Below are 17390 nucleotides of genomic sequence, written 5' to 3' on the forward strand. Positions count from 1 at the left end.
TCTTACGGAAAAGGCTCAAATCGACCGCTCGCAGACTTTTTACTCGCCATACTCGCCATACTCGCCATCCGAACCATCAGTAGTGTCGTCACTACGATTCGGTCATGGCTGGGCGGTCTCTCCGCACTGTTTCTGACGCCCGCGTCGGCAACGCGCTCAGCTCTCATGTGTTCTCACTCCTCCGCGCGGGGCTTCGTGGCCCCGGACACGCAGTTCAGAGAGCCGAGTGCGCACCCTGTGCGGGGACGCCGCCCGGCGGTCAGGCGCTGCGTACCTCGTACACCGCCACGCGCACCTTGTCGTCGTCCAGGCACTGGCCCGACGTGAGATCGAAGCGCTGCTTCAGCAAGGGGGACGCGACGAACGTGCGGCCCTCGTGAGTGCCCGTCAGGCCGCGGGAGAGGACGGCGGCGCCGCTGAAGGGGTCGCGGTTGTCGATGCCGTACAGCCGGCCCGCGCGGTCGCGGAAGACCGCCGCCTGGCGGCCGTCGGGCAGCAGTGCCGCCACCCCGCGGCCCGCAACCAGCAGGCCCAGGTCGCAGACGGTGAGCCAGCGGTCGTGGTCGAGGTGGAGCCGGACCTCGGGGCCTCGCGTGCCGGGTGCCGGAGTCATCGTTGCGCGCTTCCTTCCAGGGGGCGGGTGCCGAGCGTCAGCAACGGCAGGTCGGGCTTGATCTGGTCGCGCTCGGGCACGAAGCCGACCACCGGGTCGGGGGTGCCGGGGGCGTTCACGAAGGACACGAAACGGGCCAGCCGCTCCGGGTCGTCGAGGGTCTGCGCCCACTCGTCGCGGTAGTTCGCCACATGTGCCGCCATCAGCGACTCGAGTTCCTCACAGATGCCGAGGGAGTCCTGGACCACCACGTCCCGTACGTGGTCCAGGCCGCCGGGGATACGCTCCAGCCACACCGAGGTGCGCTCCAGGCGGTCGGCCGTGCGGATGTAGAACATCAGGAAGCGGTCGATCAGGCGGACCAGTTCGGCGTCGGACAGGTCCTGGGCCAGCAGGTCCGCGTGCCGCGGGGTGGCACCGCCGTTGCCGCCGACGTAGAGGTTCCAGCCCTTCGCCGTCGCGATCACGCCGAAGTCCTTCGACCGGGCCTCCGCGCACTCGCGGGCACACCCCGAGACCGCCGACTTCAGCTTGTGCGGGGACCTCAGGCCCCGGTAGCGCAGCTCCAGGTCGATCGCCATGCGCACGGAGTCCTGGACGCCGTAGCGGCACCAGGTCCGGCCCACGCACGACTTCACCGTACGCAGGGCCTTTCCGTACGCGTGCCCCGACTCGAAGCCCGCGTTTACCAGCCGGGTCCAGATCAGCGGCAGTTGCTCCACCCGCGCGCCGAACATGTCGATCCGCTGGCCCCCGGTGATCTTCGTGTAGAGGCCGAAGTCGCGGGCGATCTCACCGATCACGATCAGCTTCTCCGGGGTGATCTCACCACCGGGGATGCGCGGCACGATCGAGTACGAGCCGTTCTTCTGCAGGTTGGCGAGGAAGTGGTCGTTGGTGTCCTGCAGGGCCGCCTGTTCGCCGTCCAGTACATGGCCGTCGGCGCCGATCGCCGGGGCCAGCGAGGCGACGACCGAGGCGATGGCCGGCTTGCAGGTCTCGCAGCCGTCGCCGCCGCGCGCGCCCTCGCGCCCGTAGCGGTCGAGGAGCTGCTGATAGGAGGAGATGCGCAGCGCGAGGACGATCTCGTAGAGCTCCTCGCGGGTCTGCGGGAAGCAGCCGCACAGCCCCTTGTCGGCCACGACGCCGCTCGCCGCCAGCTCGTCCGCGACGAGCCGGCCGAGCACCTTCTCGCAACTGCCGCAGCCCGTACCGGCCTTGGTGCACTTCTTCACCTCGGGCACGGTCGAGCAGCGGTGCTCGGTGACCGCGCCGCGGATCGTGCCCTTGGTGACGTTGTGGCAGGAGCAGACGACGGCCTCGTCGGGCAGCGCGGACGGGCCGAGCTGGACCGGGGCGCCGGACCCCGCGGGCAGCACCAGCTGCTCGGGGGCGACGGGCGGTACGGACCCGGTGAGGGCGCGCAGGGTGCCGTACGCCTCCGCGTCGCCGACCAGGATGCCGCCGAGCAGTTCCCCGTCACGGCCGATGACCAGCTTCTTGTACGTGCCCGAGCGTGAGTCCGCGTAGACGACGTCGAGGCAGTCCGCGGTGGTGCCGTGCGCGTCGCCGAAGGACGCCACGTCGACGCCCAGCAGCTTGAGCTTGGTCGACAGGTCGGCGCCGGTGAACGACGCCTTCTCCGCCTCGTCGGCGATCGCCGCGGCGGCCGTCCCGGCCATCTCGTACCCCGGCGCGACCAGCCCGTACACCCGGCCGTCCGCGGCCAGCGCGCACTCGCCGATCGCGAACAGCCGTGGATCGGACACCGTGCGGCACTGCTGGTCCACGGCGATGCCGCCGCGCTCGCCGACCACGAGCCCGCAGTCACGGGCGAGCTGGTCGCGGGGGCGGACCCCGGCCGAGAACACGACCATGTCGGTGTCGAGTACGGAGCCGTCGGACAGCTTCATGGCCGTCACCCGGCCGTCCGCACCGGCGACGATCTCCTGGGTGCCCGTGCCGGTGTGCACGGTCAGGCCCAGCCCCTCGACGGTCCGCAGGAGCGCGGCGCCGCCGCCCTCGTCGACCTGCGCCGGCATCAGGCGCGGCGCGAACTCCACGATGTGGGTGGCCAGGCCCAGGCCCTTGAGTGCGCCGGCCGCCTCCAGACCGAGCAGCCCGCCGCCGACCACGGCCCCGGTGACCGCCCTCGTCCGGGCGTACTCCTCGATCTCCAGCAGATCCTCGATGGTGCGGTAGACGAAGCAGCCCTCCGCGTCCTTGCCGGGGACCGGTGGGACGAAGGGATAGGAGCCGGTGGCGAGGACGAGGGTGTCGTAAGCGACGGTGAGCCCGGATTGGGCGGTGACCGTCCGCGCGTCCCGGTCGATCGTCAGGGCCGGGTCGCCGAGGTGCAGCTCGATCCCGTGCCGCTCGATGAACTCCCGGTCGGTCAGGGACAGTTCCTCGGGTGTGGTGCCCGAGAAGTACGAGGTGAGCCGGACCCGGTCGTAGGCGGGGCGCGGCTCCTCGCACAGCACGACCACGCGGTGCGTGGCGGTCAGTCCGCGCTCGGCCAGCGCTTCGAGGAAGCGCTGGCCGACCATGCCGTGGCCGACGAGCACGAGGGTGGGGGTGGCCGTGGACATCAGGAGCCTCCGTCGTTGGTGAGCAGGTGGAGCAGGGGGGCGTCGGCCGGGAGCGGCTCGGCCTCCTCCCAGGCGCGGGCGAGTGCGCCGACGGTGCCGAGTGCACCGACGAGCACCCCGCCGACGAGACGGCCGTCGCGGACGACGACCTTGCGGTAGGTGCCGCTGACGGCGTCGGCGAGCTGGACCGTGTCGTCGCCCGGTTCCGGGTCCGTCTCGCCGAAGGCGGCGAGGTCGAGGACGGCAGAACCGGAAAGGGTGAGCCGGGTCAGGGCGCGGGTGCCGGTGTAGCGGGCGGCCGGGCCGCCCGGCAGGCCGGTCCCGGGCGCGATCAGTCCGGCGAGGACTTCAGCCTGTTCGAGGGCCGGGGCGGCCAGCCCGTACACCGTGCCGGCGTGCTCGACGCAGTCGCCGATGGCCCGGATGTGCGGGTCCGAGGTGCGCAGTTCGTCGTCGACGAGGATGCCCTTGTGGACGGCCAGTCCCGCCTCCTGGGCCAGGCCCACCCGCGGGCGGACGCCGCAGGCCAGGACCACGAGATCGGTGCCGAGGGCATAGCCGTCGGCCATCTCCACGGAGCGGACCGCCCCGCCGAGCGTGCGGACGCCTCGGACCCGCGTCTCGGTGTGGATCTCCACGCCGAGGTCGCTCAGGTGGCGGTGCAGCAGCCGGGAGGCCGGGGGGTCGAGCTGACGCTCCATCAGGCGTTCGGCCTGCTGGGCGAGGACGACATGGGCGCCGCGGACGGCGAGCGCGCGGGCCGCGGAGACGCCGAGCAGTCCGCCACCGACGACGACGGCGCGCACCCCTTCGCGTACCGCCCCGGTGAGCCGCAGGCAGTCGTCCAGGGTGCGGAACGCGTGCACGCCCGCGGGAAGTTCCTGCCTGTCGCTGTCGAGCAGGCCGCGCAGGGGCGGGAGCACGGGGTTGGAGCCGGTGGCGAGGACGAGCGTGCCGTAGGCGATCACCGAGCCGTCGGCGCAGTGCAGCTCGCGGCGCGCGCGGTCGATCCGGACGACCCGGGCGCGGACGAGGTGCTCCGGTGCCGGCAGGGAGATCACCTCGGGCGCGTAGCGGCCGGCCAGGACGTCGGCGAGCAGGACGCGGTTGTAGGGGGCGTGCTCTTCCTCGCCGACGAGCAGGGCGGGCGTGCCGAGCTCGCCGAGCCGCCGGGCGAGACGGGTGCCCGCGAGTCCGGCGCCGATCACCACCACACGCGTGTCCGAGGTCATGCACCGCAGCGTGCGGTGCCGACGTTACCCGGCCGCATCACGGCCGTTTCCCGTGAGGAACGCTGCCCTCAGCGTGGGCGGGGCGCGGCTGTGAGGGTGCGGTGCCGCGGTGTCCGCTGGTGGTGAGGTCCCGTCGGGCAGTCACCCGGCGCCGGTCGCGCGCCTTCGGGCGGGCCGTGGGCGGCAGGGCCGATCAGCGGGCGGCCGTGAGGCGTGCGAAGACGACCACGTTTCCCCGGTAGCCCGTCCCGCGTGAGTAGCCGCCACCGCAGGTGATCACCCGCAGCTCGGGGCGGTGCGCCGTCCCGTACACCGTGTGGTCGGGGAAGTTCTTGTCCGAGAAGACCTGGACCCCGTAGACGGAGAAGACGGCCGTCGAGCCGTTGCGCCGGTGCACCTCGATCGTGCTGCCCTTCTTCACCGCGCCGAGGGCGTAGAAGACGGCCGGGCCCGTCGCGTCGTCGACATGACCGGCGACGATCGCGGTGCCCGACTCTCCGGGGGTTGCGCCGCCCCGGTACCAGCCGGCGAGGTTCTTGTCCGTCGCGGGCGGGGGCTTGAGGCGGCCCGTGTCGGTCAGCCCTAGTCCGGTGAGAGGGGCGTCGACGCGGATCGACGGTATGCGTATGCGGTCCGGTGGCGAGGGCGGCAACGGGGGCGAGCCGGGCTTCACGCTGTCCGTGACCGCGGCCGCCTGCGCGGCCGACGGCTGCGGTGGTGCCTGGCTCTCGGCGCTGTGCAGCAGCCACACACCGGAGCACAGGGCGGCTATCGTGACGGATGCTATGGCGGCGTCCCCGACCGAGCCGGACGTGCCGACCTTGTTCACATGAAACTCCCATCGGATACGGGATCAAGAGCCCCCTCCGGGCCGCGAGGGGCATCGGACCCGGAGGGGGAGCGGGGGGCGGTACCGGCGGACGGACAGCGCGGAATGTCCGTCACATCCTGTCGGCTCTCGCCCGTCGATGCAGGAGCCAGGTACCGCCGGCGGCCGCGAGAGCCAGCGCCGCCACGCCGGCCGCGGACCGCACGGGGTCGGGGCCGAGTGCGCCCCCGACCCCTGTCTGCACGCTTCCTTTCGGAAGCGCCGGGTTCTTGGCCGCGGTCATGGAGACGATCAGGTCCCCCGCCACGGTGTCGTGCCGGGCGCCGGCGCACTTCGCGACGATCTCGTACGTGCCCGGCTGTGCGCTCGGCGGCACCCGGAACCGTCCGATCGCGTCCTGCTTGTGCGTGCTGGGCGCCAGGGTGAAGACGCCGGCGCCGACCGCGGTGGCGTCCCCGGCGGCCGAGCCGTCCGGGCCGCACGCCGCCGTGTTGACGGTCACGTCGGCTCCGGGGACCACGGTCGTGGGGAAGACCTCCAGCTTTCGGGCGTCACTGCCGTACGCGGTTCCGGCGGCCAGCGCCACGGCGGCGACGGCGAGCACAGGACCGGTGATCAGGCGGGCCGTTCGTCGCATGGCGGTGCTCCTCCGGGGACACGGCCCGCGGCACCCCCAGTGTGCCGCTGCGTAGGTCGTGCCCTGCACTCTCGAGGAAAAGGGCTGTAGGCCCGGGCCGCCTTCTGACGATGTGTCAGAAATACGATGAACGAGTGTCAGGTCGACAGCCCCACCGGTTGGAGGAGGCGGCATTCGGGCAGGTCAGTGGGCATACGGCAGGGGGTCGCGACAGAACACCCGAAGGGCCCAGACGCGGCTGCGAAACGGGTGACGGAGAGTGAGACGCGCTGCGCGGTGACGGCGCGCGGGCCGGCCCGGCCGCGACCCGGAGGTGCGCGCTTGACCTCAAGATTGGTTGAGGTATGAGGCTGTGCTTCATGAACACCATCACAGATGTCCCCACTTCCGCGCCTGTCCGCGTCACCGTCGTGATCGGCAGCAACCGCCAGGGCCGCTTCGCTCCCGTCGTCGCCGAGTGGCTGCTCGGCCGGATCCGCGAACGCGACGACCTCGTACTCGACGTCGTGGACGTGGCCGAGGCCGAGCTGCCCGCGACGCTGGCCCCGTCCCCCCGGGCGACGGCCGCGCTCGCCGAGGTCACCCCGAAGCTGGGCGGCGCCGAAGCGTTCGTCGTCCTCACGCCTGAGTACAACCACTCCTTCCCGGCGGGCCTGAAGAACCTGATCGACTGGCACTACACCGAATGGCGGGCCAAACCGGTCGCCCTCGTCTCGTACGGCGGCGTCTCGGGCGGCCTGCGCGCGGTGGAACACCTGCGCCAGGTCTTCGCCGAACTCCACGCGGTCACCATGCGGGACACGGTGTCGTTCCACGGCGGCGGCGCCGCCTTCGACGAGGAGGGCCGGCCGCGTGACACCACGGGTCCCGATGCGGCCGCCAAGGTGATGCTGGATCAACTCGTCTGGTGGGCCGGGGCGTTGCGGGAGGCGAAGCGGGCGCGGCCGTACGCGGGGTAGTCCGGCGCACTGGGCGCCGGGAGGCGGTTCGGTCGATGGGCAGCGCGTCGGTCAACTGCCGGGCGGTGTCCTGTCCGTGTCCTCGGCGCCGGGTCCCAGCCGTGCCGCCCGCATCTGGAGATAGCGGGTCTCGGGGATGCTGAGGGTGTGCCGCGCGGCCCGCTGGTACGCGGCCCTGGCGCCCTCCCGGTCCCCCGCCTTCTCCAGCAGGTGGGCGCGTACGGCGTCGAGCCGGTGATGGCCGGTCAGCCGGTCCTCTTGTCGAGCCACTTCGGCCAGCCCGGCCTTCGGGCCCTCCACCATCGCGACCGCCACCGCCCGCCCCAGCGCCGCCATGGGCTCGGGGGTACGGGCCACGAGAAGGTCGTACAGAGCGAGGATCTGCGGCCAGTCGGTGTCCTGCGCCCGCTCCGCCTCGTCGTGCAGGGCGGCGATGGCCGCTTGCAGCTGATAGGCGCCGGCCGGGCCTTCGGAGAGCGCCTCCTCCACGAGCGCCGTGCCCTCGGCGATCGCCTTGCGGTCCCAGCGTGCGCGGTCCTGCTCGTCGAGCGGGATCAGCTCGCCGTGGGGACCGCTGCGGGCCGCGCTGCGCGCCTCGGTGAGCAGCATCAGGGCCAGCAGCCCGGTGACCGTGCCCTCCCGCGGCAGCAGTCGCCGCACGGCACGGGTCAGCCGGATCGCCTCATGTGCGAGGTCCGCGCGCTGCAGAGCGGCTCCGGAGGTCGCCGTATAGCCCTCGTTGAAGATCAGATAGAGCACCTGGAGCACGGCCGCCAGCCGCTGGTCGCGGTCCTCGGAGCGCGGCTGACGGAACGGCACGTCCTTGATCTTCGCCTTCGCCCGGCTGATCCGCTGCGCGGCCGTCGCCTCGGGCAGCAGCAGCGCACGGGCGATCTCGGCCGTCGTCAGACCGCCGACGGCCCGCAGGGTGAGTGCGATCTGCGCGCCCGGCGTCAGGGCGGGATGACAACACAGGAAGAGCAGCGTCAGAGTGTCGTCGTCGGACGGGGCGCGGCTCTCACCGGGCCCAGGCGCCGTGAAGGCGTCCCGCGGTGTCAGCTGCGCCGCCGTCTCCTCGCGCCGGCGCCGCGCCTCGTCGCTGCGCAGCTGGTCGGTGAGGCGGCGCGAGGCCACCTTGATCAGCCAGCCGCGCGGATTGTCCGGTACGCCGGTCCTGGGCCACTGTTGCGCGGCGGCGAGCAGTGCCTCCTGTACGGAGTCCTCGGCCGGGCCGAAGTGCCCGTAGCGGCGCACCAGCGCGCCGAGGACCTGCGGTGCGTGCAGCCGCAGCAGGTCCTCGACCTCGCTCGTGCCTGTCACGGGCACAGATCGCCGCCGCTCTCCTGAATGGGGCGGATGACGACCGGGTGGTCGGGCGAGCCCTCCGGGACCGGGCACCGGGCGACGCGGGCCGCGATCTCCGTGACCCGCTCCAGGCTCTCGCAGTCCAGCACCCAGTACCCGGCGAGCACTTCCTTCGTCTCGCCGTAGGGGCCGTCCGAGATCACCGGGCGGCCGTCCTTGTCCGCCCGCACGAAGCGGGTCTGCGCGGGTTCGACCAGCCCCTGGGCGTCGACCAGTTCACCGGACTCGGCGAGGTCGTCGTTGACGGCCTGCATGAAGGAGAACATCGTCTGCAGGTCCTTCTCGCTCCAGACCGGGCTGTGCTCGGAGCCCTTCCCCTGCATCGCGTAGTAGTCGGCTTGTGAGCCCTGGACCATCACCAGATACTTCATGATTCCGCTCCCTGGGTGCGTGCCGCCCCTTGTGGGCAACTTTCACAGGGGACGTCGGAGCCGTCGACGCTTTCTCGACACCGCGCCGGAAGTTTTTTCCGGGCATCTCCGGATCCGCCGCTGACCTGCGCGGATTCGTGCGAAGGAGCAGTCGGCCGTTCTGGTCGGGCAGGGCGGTGGCGGTGCGGGGGTCCCGGAGGACCGCTGTGTCCGAAGCGCCCGTTGCTCCGCCGGCGCCCGTCCGCGAGCCCCTCAGCCCGCGAGCGCCTCCGCCACGGTCCGGTGGCCCACCGCCGCCAGGACCGCGTTCGTCTGCAGGTAGTAGTGCTCCGCCGTCAGCCCGAAGCACAGGGCCCACCCCCGTCCCCGCGCCCACGTCGCGTCCTCGCACTCGGCCGCCTCGCGGAACGCCTCGCGGGTGCCGGTCGTGAAGACAGCCCACGCGGCCAGGGTGTCGGCCGCCGGATCGCCCACGCCCAGGCCGCCGAAGTCGATCACCCCGGTGAGCCGGCCGGCCCCGGTCAGCAGATTCCCGGGCAGGAGGTCGCCGTGCAGCCACACGGGATCACCGTCCCACTGGGGGAGCCGGAGGACCTCTTCCCACAGCGCGGTCGCCGCGGCCGCGTCCACCCGGCCTTCGGCGCCCAGATCGCGGATCGCGGCGCGGACGTGTGCGTCGTTCGCCCCGACCGGGCCGCCGCGCCAGGAGGCCGGGCCGCCGGTCGCGTCGGCCTTGCGCAGCGCCGCCACGAAGCGGCCCAACTCCTCGGCTGCCGAGGTGAGATCGACGAGGGGCGCGTCGTAGGCGTTCTCGCCGTCCAGCCAGCGCAGCACCGACCAGGGCTGCCCGTACCCCGGCCCCGGCTCGCCCCGGCCGAGCGGCACCGGGACCGGCAGCGGGAGGTGCGGGGCGAGCAGCGGGAGCCAGCGTTGCTCCTTGGCCACCTGCCCGGCCGCGCCCGGGCGGCGCGGCAGCCGTACGACCATGTCGTCGCCCAGCCGGAACATGGCGTTGTCGGTCCCGGCGGACGGGACGTCGGCGAGGGGCAGCCCCGCCCACCGCGGGAACTGCTCCGCGATCAGCCGGCGCACCAGGGCGCTGTCGACGTCGAGTTCGTCGGCGTGCATCTTCGCGGCGGGCATGGGTCTCCGTGAGGCCGTGGGCGGGTCGGGTGCCGGAGCGTAGACGCACCGGGACCCGGCCCGCCACGGATTTACGCCCGCCGCGGCACGGCGGCGATCAACTCACGTTGACCGCGCTCCACGCCGCCGCCACCGCGTTGTACTCGGTGCTGCCCGCGCCGTAGAGGTCCTTGGCCGCGTTCAGCGTGGCCGTGCGCGCCCCCGCGTAGTTCGTCGAGGACGTCATGTAGACCGTCAGGGCCCGGTACCAGATCTTGCCGAGCTTGTCGCGGCCGATGCCCGTCACCGTGGAGCCGTTGCAGGTGGGGGAGTCGTAGGAGACACCGTTGAGGGTCTTCGCGCCGCTGCCTTCCGCCAGCAGGTACGCGAAGTGGTTGGCCACGCCCGAGGAGTAGTGGACGTCGAGGTTCCCGACCGACGAGCTCCAGCAGTCCGCCGAGTTCCCGTCCTTCGACGGCTTGTCCATGTACCTGAGCGCCGACTTGCCGAAGCCCGAGCGGACGATCTTCTCGCCGATGAGATAGTCACCGGGGTCGGAGGAGTTGTTGGCGTACCACTCCACCAGGGTCCCGAAGATGTCCGAGGTCGCCTCGTTCAGGCCGCCCGACTCGCCCGAGTACGTCAGCGCCGCCGTCTTCGACGTCACGCCGTGCGACATCTCGTGGCCCGCCACGTCCAGCGCCACCAGCGGGCCGAAGGTCGTCCCGTCGCCGTCGCCGTACGTCATGCAGAAGCAGCTGTCGTCCCAGAAGGCGTTGTTGTAGTTGGTGCCGTAGTGCACGCGGTTGTACGAGCCCTTGCCGTCGCCCGCGATGCCGTTGCGGCCGTGGACGTTCTTGTAGTAGTCCCAGGTCTCGTCGGTGCCGTACTGCGCGTCCACCGCCGCCGAGGAGCGGTCCGAGGCCGTGCCCGTGCCCCAGTGGTTGTCGGAGTCGGTGAACAGGGTGGCGGGCGCACGGCTGAAGCAGATCCCGAGGAAGCACAGGTCCGTCTTGTTCGCGGCGTCGCCGGTGTAGGTGTTGCCCCGGGTCGGGTCCTTGAGCTGGTACGTCGACCCGGACTGCGTCGTCTCAAGACCGACCGTGCCGCTGTAGAGGGACTGCCCGTCGCCGCTCGCCGTCTCGATGCTGTCCCACGCGTCGATCTGCTTCCCGGTGCGGGCGTCCGTGAGGACCGTGCGGGCGACCGGGTTGCCGAGCGAGTCCTGGCCCACGACGTCGGTGCGCCAGGCGAGCCGCGGCGCCCCGTGCAGCGCGTCGACGACGAGCTGCGGCTTGGCGGTCACCTTCTTCAGCAGCTCGCCGGCGTTCGCGGCCCGCAGCGCGGTGGTCGCCAGGTCGGCCGCCTCGGGAGCCTTGACGGAGGGAGTGGTCGTCGGCACGGTGATGGCACGCTTCGTGGCCCGGTCCGAGCTGCGGTAGGAGCCGTTCGGGCTCATGTGGACGACGAAGTCGCCGCCGAGGACGCGGAGTTGACGGTACGTACGGTCGTAGCGCACATGCTGGCTGCCGTCGGCGTCCACGACGACGTCGCGTACGCTCGTGCCCTGTGCCGGGGTCAGGCCCAGGCGCGTGGCCTGGTGCACCAGTGCCGCGGCGGCGTTGTCGATCGCGGTGGCCCGGCTGGGTCTGTCGGTGGCGCCGGCGGTGGGGGCGGGGGCGAGAGCGGCGGCCAGCAGGGCGGCGGTGGTCGCGGCGGTACCGGCCGCGGTGAGACGGGAACCTCGGATGTGCCGTATCCGACTCATCGGTCTCCTCGGGAAGGCGCGTGGGGGCGCATAGGGGGGCCGGAGGCGGGGACCTCAGGCGTTCCCCTGATTTAAGGGTTCATGACATGTCATGTCCATAGCGCGGTCGGGGAGATGTGTGTGGGGGGTGAGGATCGTTTCGGCAGGCGCGGTCAGAGGTGCGAAGGTGAGACGACGCATGGTTGCGGCCGACAGGACGGACGAGGGAGCGGACGCGTGAGACTGCCGTTCTTCGTGTACGGGACGCTGCGCCCCGGCGAGCACAACCACGACCTCTTCCTGCGCGGCCGTACCCGTCGCGAGGAGCCCGGCCTGCTGCCCGGCGCCGTGCTGTACGACGGCCCCGGATACCCGTACGCGGTGGAGCAGGACGGGGGCACGGTCACCGGTGAGATCGTCACCGCGCTGCCCGAGGCGTACGGCGAACTGCGCGCCGCCCTCGACCGGCTGGAGGAGTACGTGCCGGGCGATCCCCACACCCTGTACGAGCGGGTGCGCCGGGACGTCACGGCCGCCGACGGCAGGACCGTGCACGCCTGGGTCTATGTCGCGGGGCCCGCGGTCGCCGTACGGCTGCGCGCGCACGGCAGGCCCATCGAGAGCGGGGACTGGTCGGCGCGCCGCTGAGACCCGGGATGTCCGGCTTTCGAGTGAGCCGGATAAGAGGGCGGGACCGCATCGCTCGTGCGGGCGACCGCCCCGTGTGCCCCCTCCTGCCGCCGGGCCACTGCGCCTAGGGTCCGGGCCATGAGCGAAAGCGACTTCACCCGGCGGCGGGCGCTCGCGCTGGGCGGCGCGCCGTGGGTGCCGTCCTGGGGCCCGTGCTCAGTTCGTGCTCCTCCCCGTCCCAGGTCTCCCGGGGCCCCGGTCCCGGCAAGGCGCCGAGCCCCGCTCCCGGCGACGGACTGTGCGTCCTCAACCCGAGCGTCACCGTGGGGCCCTACCACCTCGCCGGCGCCCCGTTCCGCAGGGACATCACCGAGGGCAAGAAGGGCGTCCCGCTCACGCTGCGGCTGACCGTGCGCGACGAGCCGCACGCGTGTGCGCTCCTGAAAGACGCCGCCGTGGAGGTCTGGCACTGCGACGCCTGGGCTACTACTCCGGCTACCCGACCGCGCGGCCGGGCGGCACCGCGCCCGCCGCGGGCAGCGACAACAGCGGCGCGAAACCCACGGACGTATCTGCGGGGCTTCCAGACGACCGACGCCGGCGGGACCGCCGAGTTCGCGACCGTCTTCCCCGGCTGGTACGCGCGGCGGGCCCCGCACATCCACGTCAGGGTGCACACCGGAGGCAGGGCGACCGGCGGCACCTACGCGGGCGGCAGGGTCAACTGGACCGGCCAGCTCTTCTTCGCGGACCGGTACTCCGACGAGGTCGGCGCGAGAGCCCCCTACACCCGGCACACCGGCACGCGCACCCGGCTCGCTCAGGACCCGGTGTACGTCGGAGGCGGCACGAGGGACGGGCTGATGCACGTCACCGGGGACGCGGACAAGGGGCTGCTGGCGACGCTGACCGTCGGGATCGATCCCACGCGGGAGAACACAGGGGAGAGCACGGGCGGCGACGGCTCCCCGCTCCCGGAGTCCCGATCGTCCGGCGGGACGTCCGGGGCACCGCAGCCGGGCGTGCCGTCCGGCGGAGCGACAACGAGCACCCCGCCACCGGACAGCGCGGCGAGCGCCTCACGGACGCCCACTCCCTGAGTCACTCTCCGGGGTCGCCGGTCACCCGCTCCAGCCGTACCGCGCACACCTTGAACTCCGGCATCCGGGAGGTGGGGTCGAGCGCCGGGTTGGTCAGCGTGTTGGCGCGGCCCTCGCCCGGCCAGTGGAAAGGCATGAAGACGGTGTCGGGCCGGATGGCACGGCTGATCCGCGCGGGCGCGACGGCCCGGCCCCGTCGTGACACCACGGCCACCGCCTCCCCGTCCGCCGCGCCGAGCCGCTCGGCCAGCCGGGGATGCATCTCCACATACGGGCCCGGCGCGGCGGCGTTCAGCTCCTCCACGCGCCGCGTCTGCGCCCCCGACTGGTACTGGGCGACGACCCGGCCGGTGGTCAGCAGTACCGGATAGTCGTCGTCGGGCTCCTCGGCGGCGGGACGGTACGACACGGCGGCGAACCGCGCCCGCCCGTCGCCGGTGGCGAAACGGTCGAGGAAGAGGCGGGGGGTACCGGGGTGAACGGCCACCGGTGGCCCGTCGAGCCCGGAATCGTCCGGGAGTACGTCCTCCCCGGCGGCCGGCGCCGGGCACGGCCAGAACACACCGTTCTCCTCGGCCAGTCTCCGGTAGGTGATCCCGGAGTAGTCAGCCGGACCGCCCGCACTCGCGCGGCGCAGTTCGCCGAAGACCTCCTCCGGGTCCGTGGGGAAGCCCTTCTCCATGCCCAGCCGGGCGGCCAGTTCGTGCAGGACCTCCAGATCGCTGCGGACTCCGGGCGGCGGGGCGAGCGCCCGGCGGCGCAGCAGGACCCTGCCCTCCAGGCTGGTCGTGGTGCCCGTCTCCTCCGCCCACTGCGTGACCGGCAGGACCACGTCGGCCAGTTCCGCCGTCTCGGAGCGGACCACGTCGCACACGGCGAGGAAGTCCAGTGAGCGCAGCCGGTCCTCGATGTGCGCCGCGCGCGGTGCCGACACCACCGGGTTGGACCCCATCAGCAGCAGCGTGCGGACGTCCGTGCCCAGCGCGTCGAGGAGTTCGTAGGCGCTGCGGCCCGGGCCCGGCAGCGCGTCCGGGTCCACCCCCCACACCCGGGCGACATGGCGCCGCGCCGCGGGGTCCGTCAGATTGCGGTAGCCGGGCAACTGGTCCGCCTTCTGGCCGTGCTCGCGGCCGCCCTGCCCGTTGCCCTGGCCGGTCAGGCAGCCGAAGCCGGACAGCGGTCGGCCCGCGCGGCCGGTCGCCAGGCACAGGTCGATCCAGGCACCCACCGTGTCCGTACCCTTGGACTGCTGCTCGGGTCCGCGTGCGGTGAGCACCATCGCGGCCTTCGGGTCGCAGAACAGCCGTACCGCCGCCCGGAGTTCCGGCACGGACACCCCGGTGATCCGCTCGACGTACTCCGGCCAGTGCGCCATCGCCGCGGCCCGCGCCTCCTCCCAGCCGCTGGTGCGCTCCCTTATGTACGCCTCGTCCGTGCGCCCCTCGGCCACGATCAGGTGCAGCAGACCGAGCGCCAGCGCCAGATCCGTGCCCGGGCGGGGCGCCAGATGCAGGTCCGCCTGCTCGGCCGTCCGGGTACGGCGCGGGTCGACGACGATCAACCTGCCGCCGTTCTCCTTCAGTTCCGTCAGATACCGCAGCGCGGGCGGCATCGTCTCCGCCAGGTTGGAGCCGACGAGGATCACGCATCCGGTGCGCGGCACGTCCTCCAGCGGAAACGGCAGCCCCCGGTCCAGGCCGAACGCCCGTACGCCCGCGGCCGCCGCCGACGACATGCAGAACCGCCCGTTGTAGTCGATCTGCGAGGTGCCGAGGACCACCCGGGCGAACTTCCCGAGCGCGTACGCCTTCTCGTTGGTCAGGCCGCCCCCGCCGAACACCCCGAGCGCGTCCGGGCCGTGCTCCGCCCGCGCCCGGGCGAGCTCCCCGGCGACGCGGTCCAGGGCCTCTTCCCACCCGGCGGGCCTGAGGACCCCTGCGCGGCGCACCAATGGCGAGGTCAGCCGGACCCCCGACGACAGCAGCGCGGGTGCCGTCCGGCCCTTGCCGCACAGCGCGCCCCGGTTCACCGGGAAGTCCCCGCGCTCGCTCACCTCGACGCCTCCCGTCGGGGTGGGCGAGAGATTCATCCCGCACTGGAGCGCGCAGTACGGGCAATGGGTGGGCGTCGAGGTGTTCCGCATACCGCCCAGCCTGCGTCGGCGGTGTTACGTGCCATGGCGGCCGCCGGTTACACGGCCGGGACGGCGGCCTCCCCGCGGGCCGCCCGGCGCGGTGAGGTCCCGTCCGCCCGTGCTCCGCGCCCTCAGCCCCGCGCCGTGGCGAGTGCCTTCACGACCCCCTGCTCCTTGGGGCCGAGGAAGGTCGGGTCCGGCTGGAACAGCGCGTCCACGGCGGCCTTGCCCGCCGCGAGGACCTCCCGGGTGCCGCCGTAGTACCAGGTCGCGTCGTGCTTGTCGTCGACGCCGACGCCGTACGACGTCACGCCCGCCGCCCGGCACAGGGCGACGGCGCGCCGGATGTGGAAGCCCTGGCTGATCAGGACCGCCCGGTCCACACCGAAGATCTTCTTCGCCCGGACGCAGGAGTCCCAGGTGTCGAACCCGGCGTAGTCGCGCACGACCCGGCCGCCCGGTACACCGTGCTTCGTCAGATAGACGCGCATGGCGTCCGGCTCGTCGTAGTCGTCGCGGCTGTTGTCGCCGGTGACCAGGACGACCTTGATCCGGCCCGCCCGGTAGAGCTGCGCGGCCGCGTCGAGCCGGTGGGCGAGGTACGGCGACGGCTCGCCGTCCCACAGGCCGGCGCCGAAGACGACGGCCACATCGGTGCGGGGCACATCCGCGGTCGTGCGCAGCCGGCTGCCCGTGGTCAGGAACATCCAGGTCGCCGGCAGCAGCGCCAGCACACACAGCAGCACAAGACCCTGTACGGCCCGCCGCTGTCCCGCACGCGTACGCGGCAGCTTCGGTCTGCGGATCCTCAGGCGCGGCAGGCCCATCGAAGCGCGTCCCCCCGGGTCGCTCGCTCTCACCAGTGTCACCAGTGAGGACGCAGCGTACGGTGATCCGGTTCGCGCCGGACTAGGACGGGCCCGCGGTCGACGGCCCCGCTCCCCGCGAGGGGCTGCGGACGGCCCCGCGCTTCTCACCCCGTTCGCCCCCGCGAGGTGAAGTCCCGGAAAACAGCGCGGTCACGGTGGTGCAACAGCCCGGCAATCTGCTGCCGTCAGGATCGGTCCATGACGGCGTCGAACCCTCCTCGAGACGAGTCCCAGCCCAGCCCCGGCGGCCGGCCGCTCCAGGGCGCCCACCTCGACAGCACGGCGCAACTGATGGACCGGATCACCAGTCAGCTCGGCAGCCGGCTCGGCCTGGTCAGCATGAACGGCTCCCGGCGCCCGGCCCCGCCCGCGCTCGTCCTCGTGGCACACGGCAGCCGCGACCCGCGCGCCCTGTCCACCGTGCGCGCCCTCGCCGAACGGGTCCGCGAACTGCGCCCCCACCTGCCCGTGCACCTCGGGCACATCGAGCTGAACGAGCCCCTGCTGCCCGACACGCTCGCCGCGCTCGGCGACCCCGGCGCCGTCCTCGTACCGCTGCTCGTCAGCCGCGGCCACCACGTCAAGCGGGACATCCCCGAAGCCGTCGCGGCGGCGCGGACGGACATCCGTATCGCCGCACCGCTCGGACCGCACCCCCTCCTTGTGGAGACCCTCTACGCCCGGCTCGTCGAGGCGGGCTGGCGCACCACGCTCAGCGACGGCCGGCGCCGGGCGAGCGCCGTCGTGCTCGCCGCCGCCGGTTCCCGCGACCGGGACTCCGCCGGCGGCACCCGTCGCATCGCGGAGCTCCTCGCCGAACGCCTGGACGTCCCCGTCGTCCCCGCCTACGCCTCCGCCGCCGCGCCCACCGTGTCCGAGGCGGTGCGCGCGCTCGCCGCCCGCGGTCGTCACCGGATCGCCGTCGCCTCCTGCTTCGCCGCGCCCGGCCGCTTCGCCACCGAGTGCGCCGAGGCCGCCCCCGGGATCGCCGCGGCCCCGCTCGGCGCCCACCCGGCGATGGCCCGGCTCGTCCTGCACCGCTACGACCAGGCACTCGCGCCCGCCGAGCCGATCGCCGAGCCCGCGCTGGCCACGGCCTGAACCCACCGGCTCCACTCCGGCGGGCCGATTCCGGGGCCCGTCCGCGCCCACGACCCTCGGTTCTCCCGCCCCGAATCCGGCCGCGTTCGC

Annotated in this window: 15 protein-coding genes; 4 read left to right on the plus strand and 11 right to left on the minus strand. The window is 73.0% G+C overall.

Going from position 1 to position 17390, the window contains the following annotated elements; translation table 11 throughout:
- Positions 1 to 259 precede the first annotated feature (259 nt).
- From nirD to ABZ904_RS04210, 5 genes are all read right to left on the minus strand, one after another.
- A complete protein-coding gene (gene nirD / locus ABZ904_RS04190; protein ID WP_360996606.1) occupies positions 260 to 613 on the minus strand; it encodes a nitrite reductase small subunit NirD in 354 nt (117 codons plus the stop codon).
- Positions 610 to 3204 carry a nitrite reductase large subunit NirB gene (nirB, locus tag ABZ904_RS04195; RefSeq protein WP_361821024.1) on the minus strand — a complete coding sequence of 865 codons (2595 nt, stop codon included), beginning with the start codon at positions 3202 to 3204 and terminating at the stop codon, positions 610 to 612. Before nirB ends, nirD begins: the two co-directional genes overlap by 4 nt.
- On the minus strand, positions 3204 to 4436 hold the full coding sequence (locus ABZ904_RS04200; protein WP_361821026.1) for an FAD-dependent oxidoreductase: 1233 nt from the start codon (positions 4434 to 4436) through the stop codon (positions 3204 to 3206). The genes nirB and ABZ904_RS04200 overlap by 1 nt, the downstream gene beginning before the upstream one ends.
- A gap of 193 nt (positions 4437 to 4629) precedes the next feature.
- Positions 4630 to 5265: a class F sortase gene (locus ABZ904_RS04205; RefSeq protein WP_360996613.1), complete on the minus strand. Its 636-nt coding sequence runs from the start codon at positions 5263 to 5265 to the stop codon at positions 4630 to 4632.
- A 112-nt stretch (positions 5266 to 5377) separates the two neighbouring features.
- A complete protein-coding gene (locus tag ABZ904_RS04210; RefSeq protein ID WP_360996616.1) occupies positions 5378 to 5902 on the minus strand; it encodes a hypothetical protein in 525 nt (174 codons plus the stop codon).
- Between the two features lie 359 nt (positions 5903 to 6261).
- Between ABZ904_RS04210 and ABZ904_RS04215 the strand changes: the two genes are divergently transcribed.
- Positions 6262 to 6861, plus strand: a complete 600-nt coding sequence (locus ABZ904_RS04215) for an NAD(P)H-dependent oxidoreductase (RefSeq protein ID WP_359403634.1) — start codon at positions 6262 to 6264, stop codon at positions 6859 to 6861.
- A gap of 51 nt (positions 6862 to 6912) precedes the next feature.
- Here ABZ904_RS04215 and ABZ904_RS04220 read toward each other — a convergent pair whose 3' ends face one another.
- From ABZ904_RS04220 to ABZ904_RS04235, 4 genes are all read right to left on the minus strand, one after another.
- Positions 6913 to 8181, minus strand: a complete 1269-nt coding sequence (locus ABZ904_RS04220; protein WP_360996619.1) for a sigma-70 family RNA polymerase sigma factor — start codon at positions 8179 to 8181, stop codon at positions 6913 to 6915.
- Positions 8178 to 8597 carry a YciI family protein gene (locus ABZ904_RS04225; RefSeq protein WP_359403640.1) on the minus strand — a complete coding sequence of 140 codons (420 nt, stop codon included), beginning with the start codon at positions 8595 to 8597 and terminating at the stop codon, positions 8178 to 8180. The genes ABZ904_RS04220 and ABZ904_RS04225 overlap by 4 nt, the downstream gene beginning before the upstream one ends.
- Positions 8598 to 8849: 252 nt before the next feature.
- Positions 8850 to 9740: an aminoglycoside phosphotransferase family protein gene (locus tag ABZ904_RS04230; protein WP_360996622.1), complete on the minus strand. Its 891-nt coding sequence runs from the start codon at positions 9738 to 9740 to the stop codon at positions 8850 to 8852.
- Positions 9741 to 9837: 97 nt separating this feature from the next.
- Positions 9838 to 11487 (minus strand): M4 family metallopeptidase, encoded by a 1650-nt coding sequence (locus ABZ904_RS04235; RefSeq protein ID WP_359403646.1) that lies wholly within the window; start codon positions 11485 to 11487, stop codon positions 9838 to 9840.
- 216 nt (positions 11488 to 11703) lie between these two features.
- Between ABZ904_RS04235 and ABZ904_RS04240 the strand changes: the two genes are divergently transcribed.
- Together ABZ904_RS04240 and ABZ904_RS04245 are read left to right on the plus strand one after the other, a co-directional pair.
- Positions 11704 to 12114: a gamma-glutamylcyclotransferase family protein gene (locus ABZ904_RS04240; RefSeq protein WP_361821032.1), complete on the plus strand. Its 411-nt coding sequence runs from the start codon at positions 11704 to 11706 to the stop codon at positions 12112 to 12114.
- 194 nt (positions 12115 to 12308) lie between these two features.
- The gene (locus tag ABZ904_RS04245) at positions 12309 to 13196 is read left to right on the plus strand and encodes a protocatechuate dioxygenase (RefSeq protein ID WP_361821035.1); all 888 of its coding nucleotides are present in this window, start codon (positions 12309 to 12311) and stop codon (positions 13194 to 13196) included.
- Between the two features lies 1 nt (position 13197).
- Here ABZ904_RS04245 and ABZ904_RS04250 read toward each other — a convergent pair whose 3' ends face one another.
- Positions 13198 to 15339 (minus strand): molybdopterin oxidoreductase family protein, encoded by a 2142-nt coding sequence (locus ABZ904_RS04250; protein WP_360996630.1) that lies wholly within the window; start codon positions 15337 to 15339, stop codon positions 13198 to 13200.
- Between the two features lie 122 nt (positions 15340 to 15461).
- On the minus strand, positions 15462 to 16157 hold the full coding sequence (locus tag ABZ904_RS04255; RefSeq protein WP_359403659.1) for an ElyC/SanA/YdcF family protein: 696 nt from the start codon (positions 16155 to 16157) through the stop codon (positions 15462 to 15464).
- Between the two features lie 240 nt (positions 16158 to 16397).
- Here ABZ904_RS04255 and ABZ904_RS04260 point away from each other — a divergent pair, with 240 nt between their 5' ends.
- Positions 16398 to 17300: a sirohydrochlorin chelatase gene (locus ABZ904_RS04260; RefSeq protein WP_360996633.1), complete on the plus strand. Its 903-nt coding sequence runs from the start codon at positions 16398 to 16400 to the stop codon at positions 17298 to 17300.
- The last annotated feature ends 90 nt before the right edge of the window (positions 17301 to 17390 follow it).

The organism is Streptomyces sp. NPDC046900 (assembly GCF_040644975.1).
Taxonomy (GTDB): Bacteria; Actinomycetota; Actinomycetes; order Streptomycetales; family Streptomycetaceae; genus Streptomyces.

Excerpts from the sequence above, each read along its gene's own strand:
- ABZ904_RS04225 (WP_359403640.1), bottom strand. The coding sequence starts at position 8,597 with ATGAAGTATCTGGTGATGGTCCAGGGCTCACAAGCCGACTACTACGCG.
- ABZ904_RS04210 (WP_360996616.1), bottom strand. The coding sequence starts at position 5,902 with ATGCGACGAACGGCCCGCCTGATCACCGGTCCTGTGCTCGCCGTCGCC.
- ABZ904_RS04250 (WP_360996630.1), bottom strand. The coding sequence starts at position 15,339 with ATGCGGAACACCTCGACGCCCACCCATTGCCCGTACTGCGCGCTCCAG.
- nirB (WP_361821024.1), bottom strand. The coding sequence starts at position 3,204 with ATGTCCACGGCCACCCCCACCCTCGTGCTCGTCGGCCACGGCATGGTC.
- ABZ904_RS04215 (WP_359403634.1), top strand. The coding sequence starts at position 6,262 with ATGAACACCATCACAGATGTCCCCACTTCCGCGCCTGTCCGCGTCACC.
- ABZ904_RS04255 (WP_359403659.1), bottom strand. The coding sequence starts at position 16,157 with ATGGGCCTGCCGCGCCTGAGGATCCGCAGACCGAAGCTGCCGCGTACG.
- ABZ904_RS04200 (WP_361821026.1), bottom strand. The coding sequence starts at position 4,436 with ATGACCTCGGACACGCGTGTGGTGGTGATCGGCGCCGGACTCGCGGGC.
- nirD (WP_360996606.1), bottom strand. The coding sequence starts at position 613 with ATGACTCCGGCACCCGGCACGCGAGGCCCCGAGGTCCGGCTCCACCTC.
- ABZ904_RS04230 (WP_360996622.1), bottom strand. The coding sequence starts at position 9,740 with ATGCCCGCCGCGAAGATGCACGCCGACGAACTCGACGTCGACAGCGCC.
- ABZ904_RS04235 (WP_359403646.1), bottom strand. The coding sequence starts at position 11,487 with ATGAGTCGGATACGGCACATCCGAGGTTCCCGTCTCACCGCGGCCGGT.
- ABZ904_RS04260 (WP_360996633.1), top strand. The coding sequence starts at position 16,398 with ATGACGGCGTCGAACCCTCCTCGAGACGAGTCCCAGCCCAGCCCCGGC.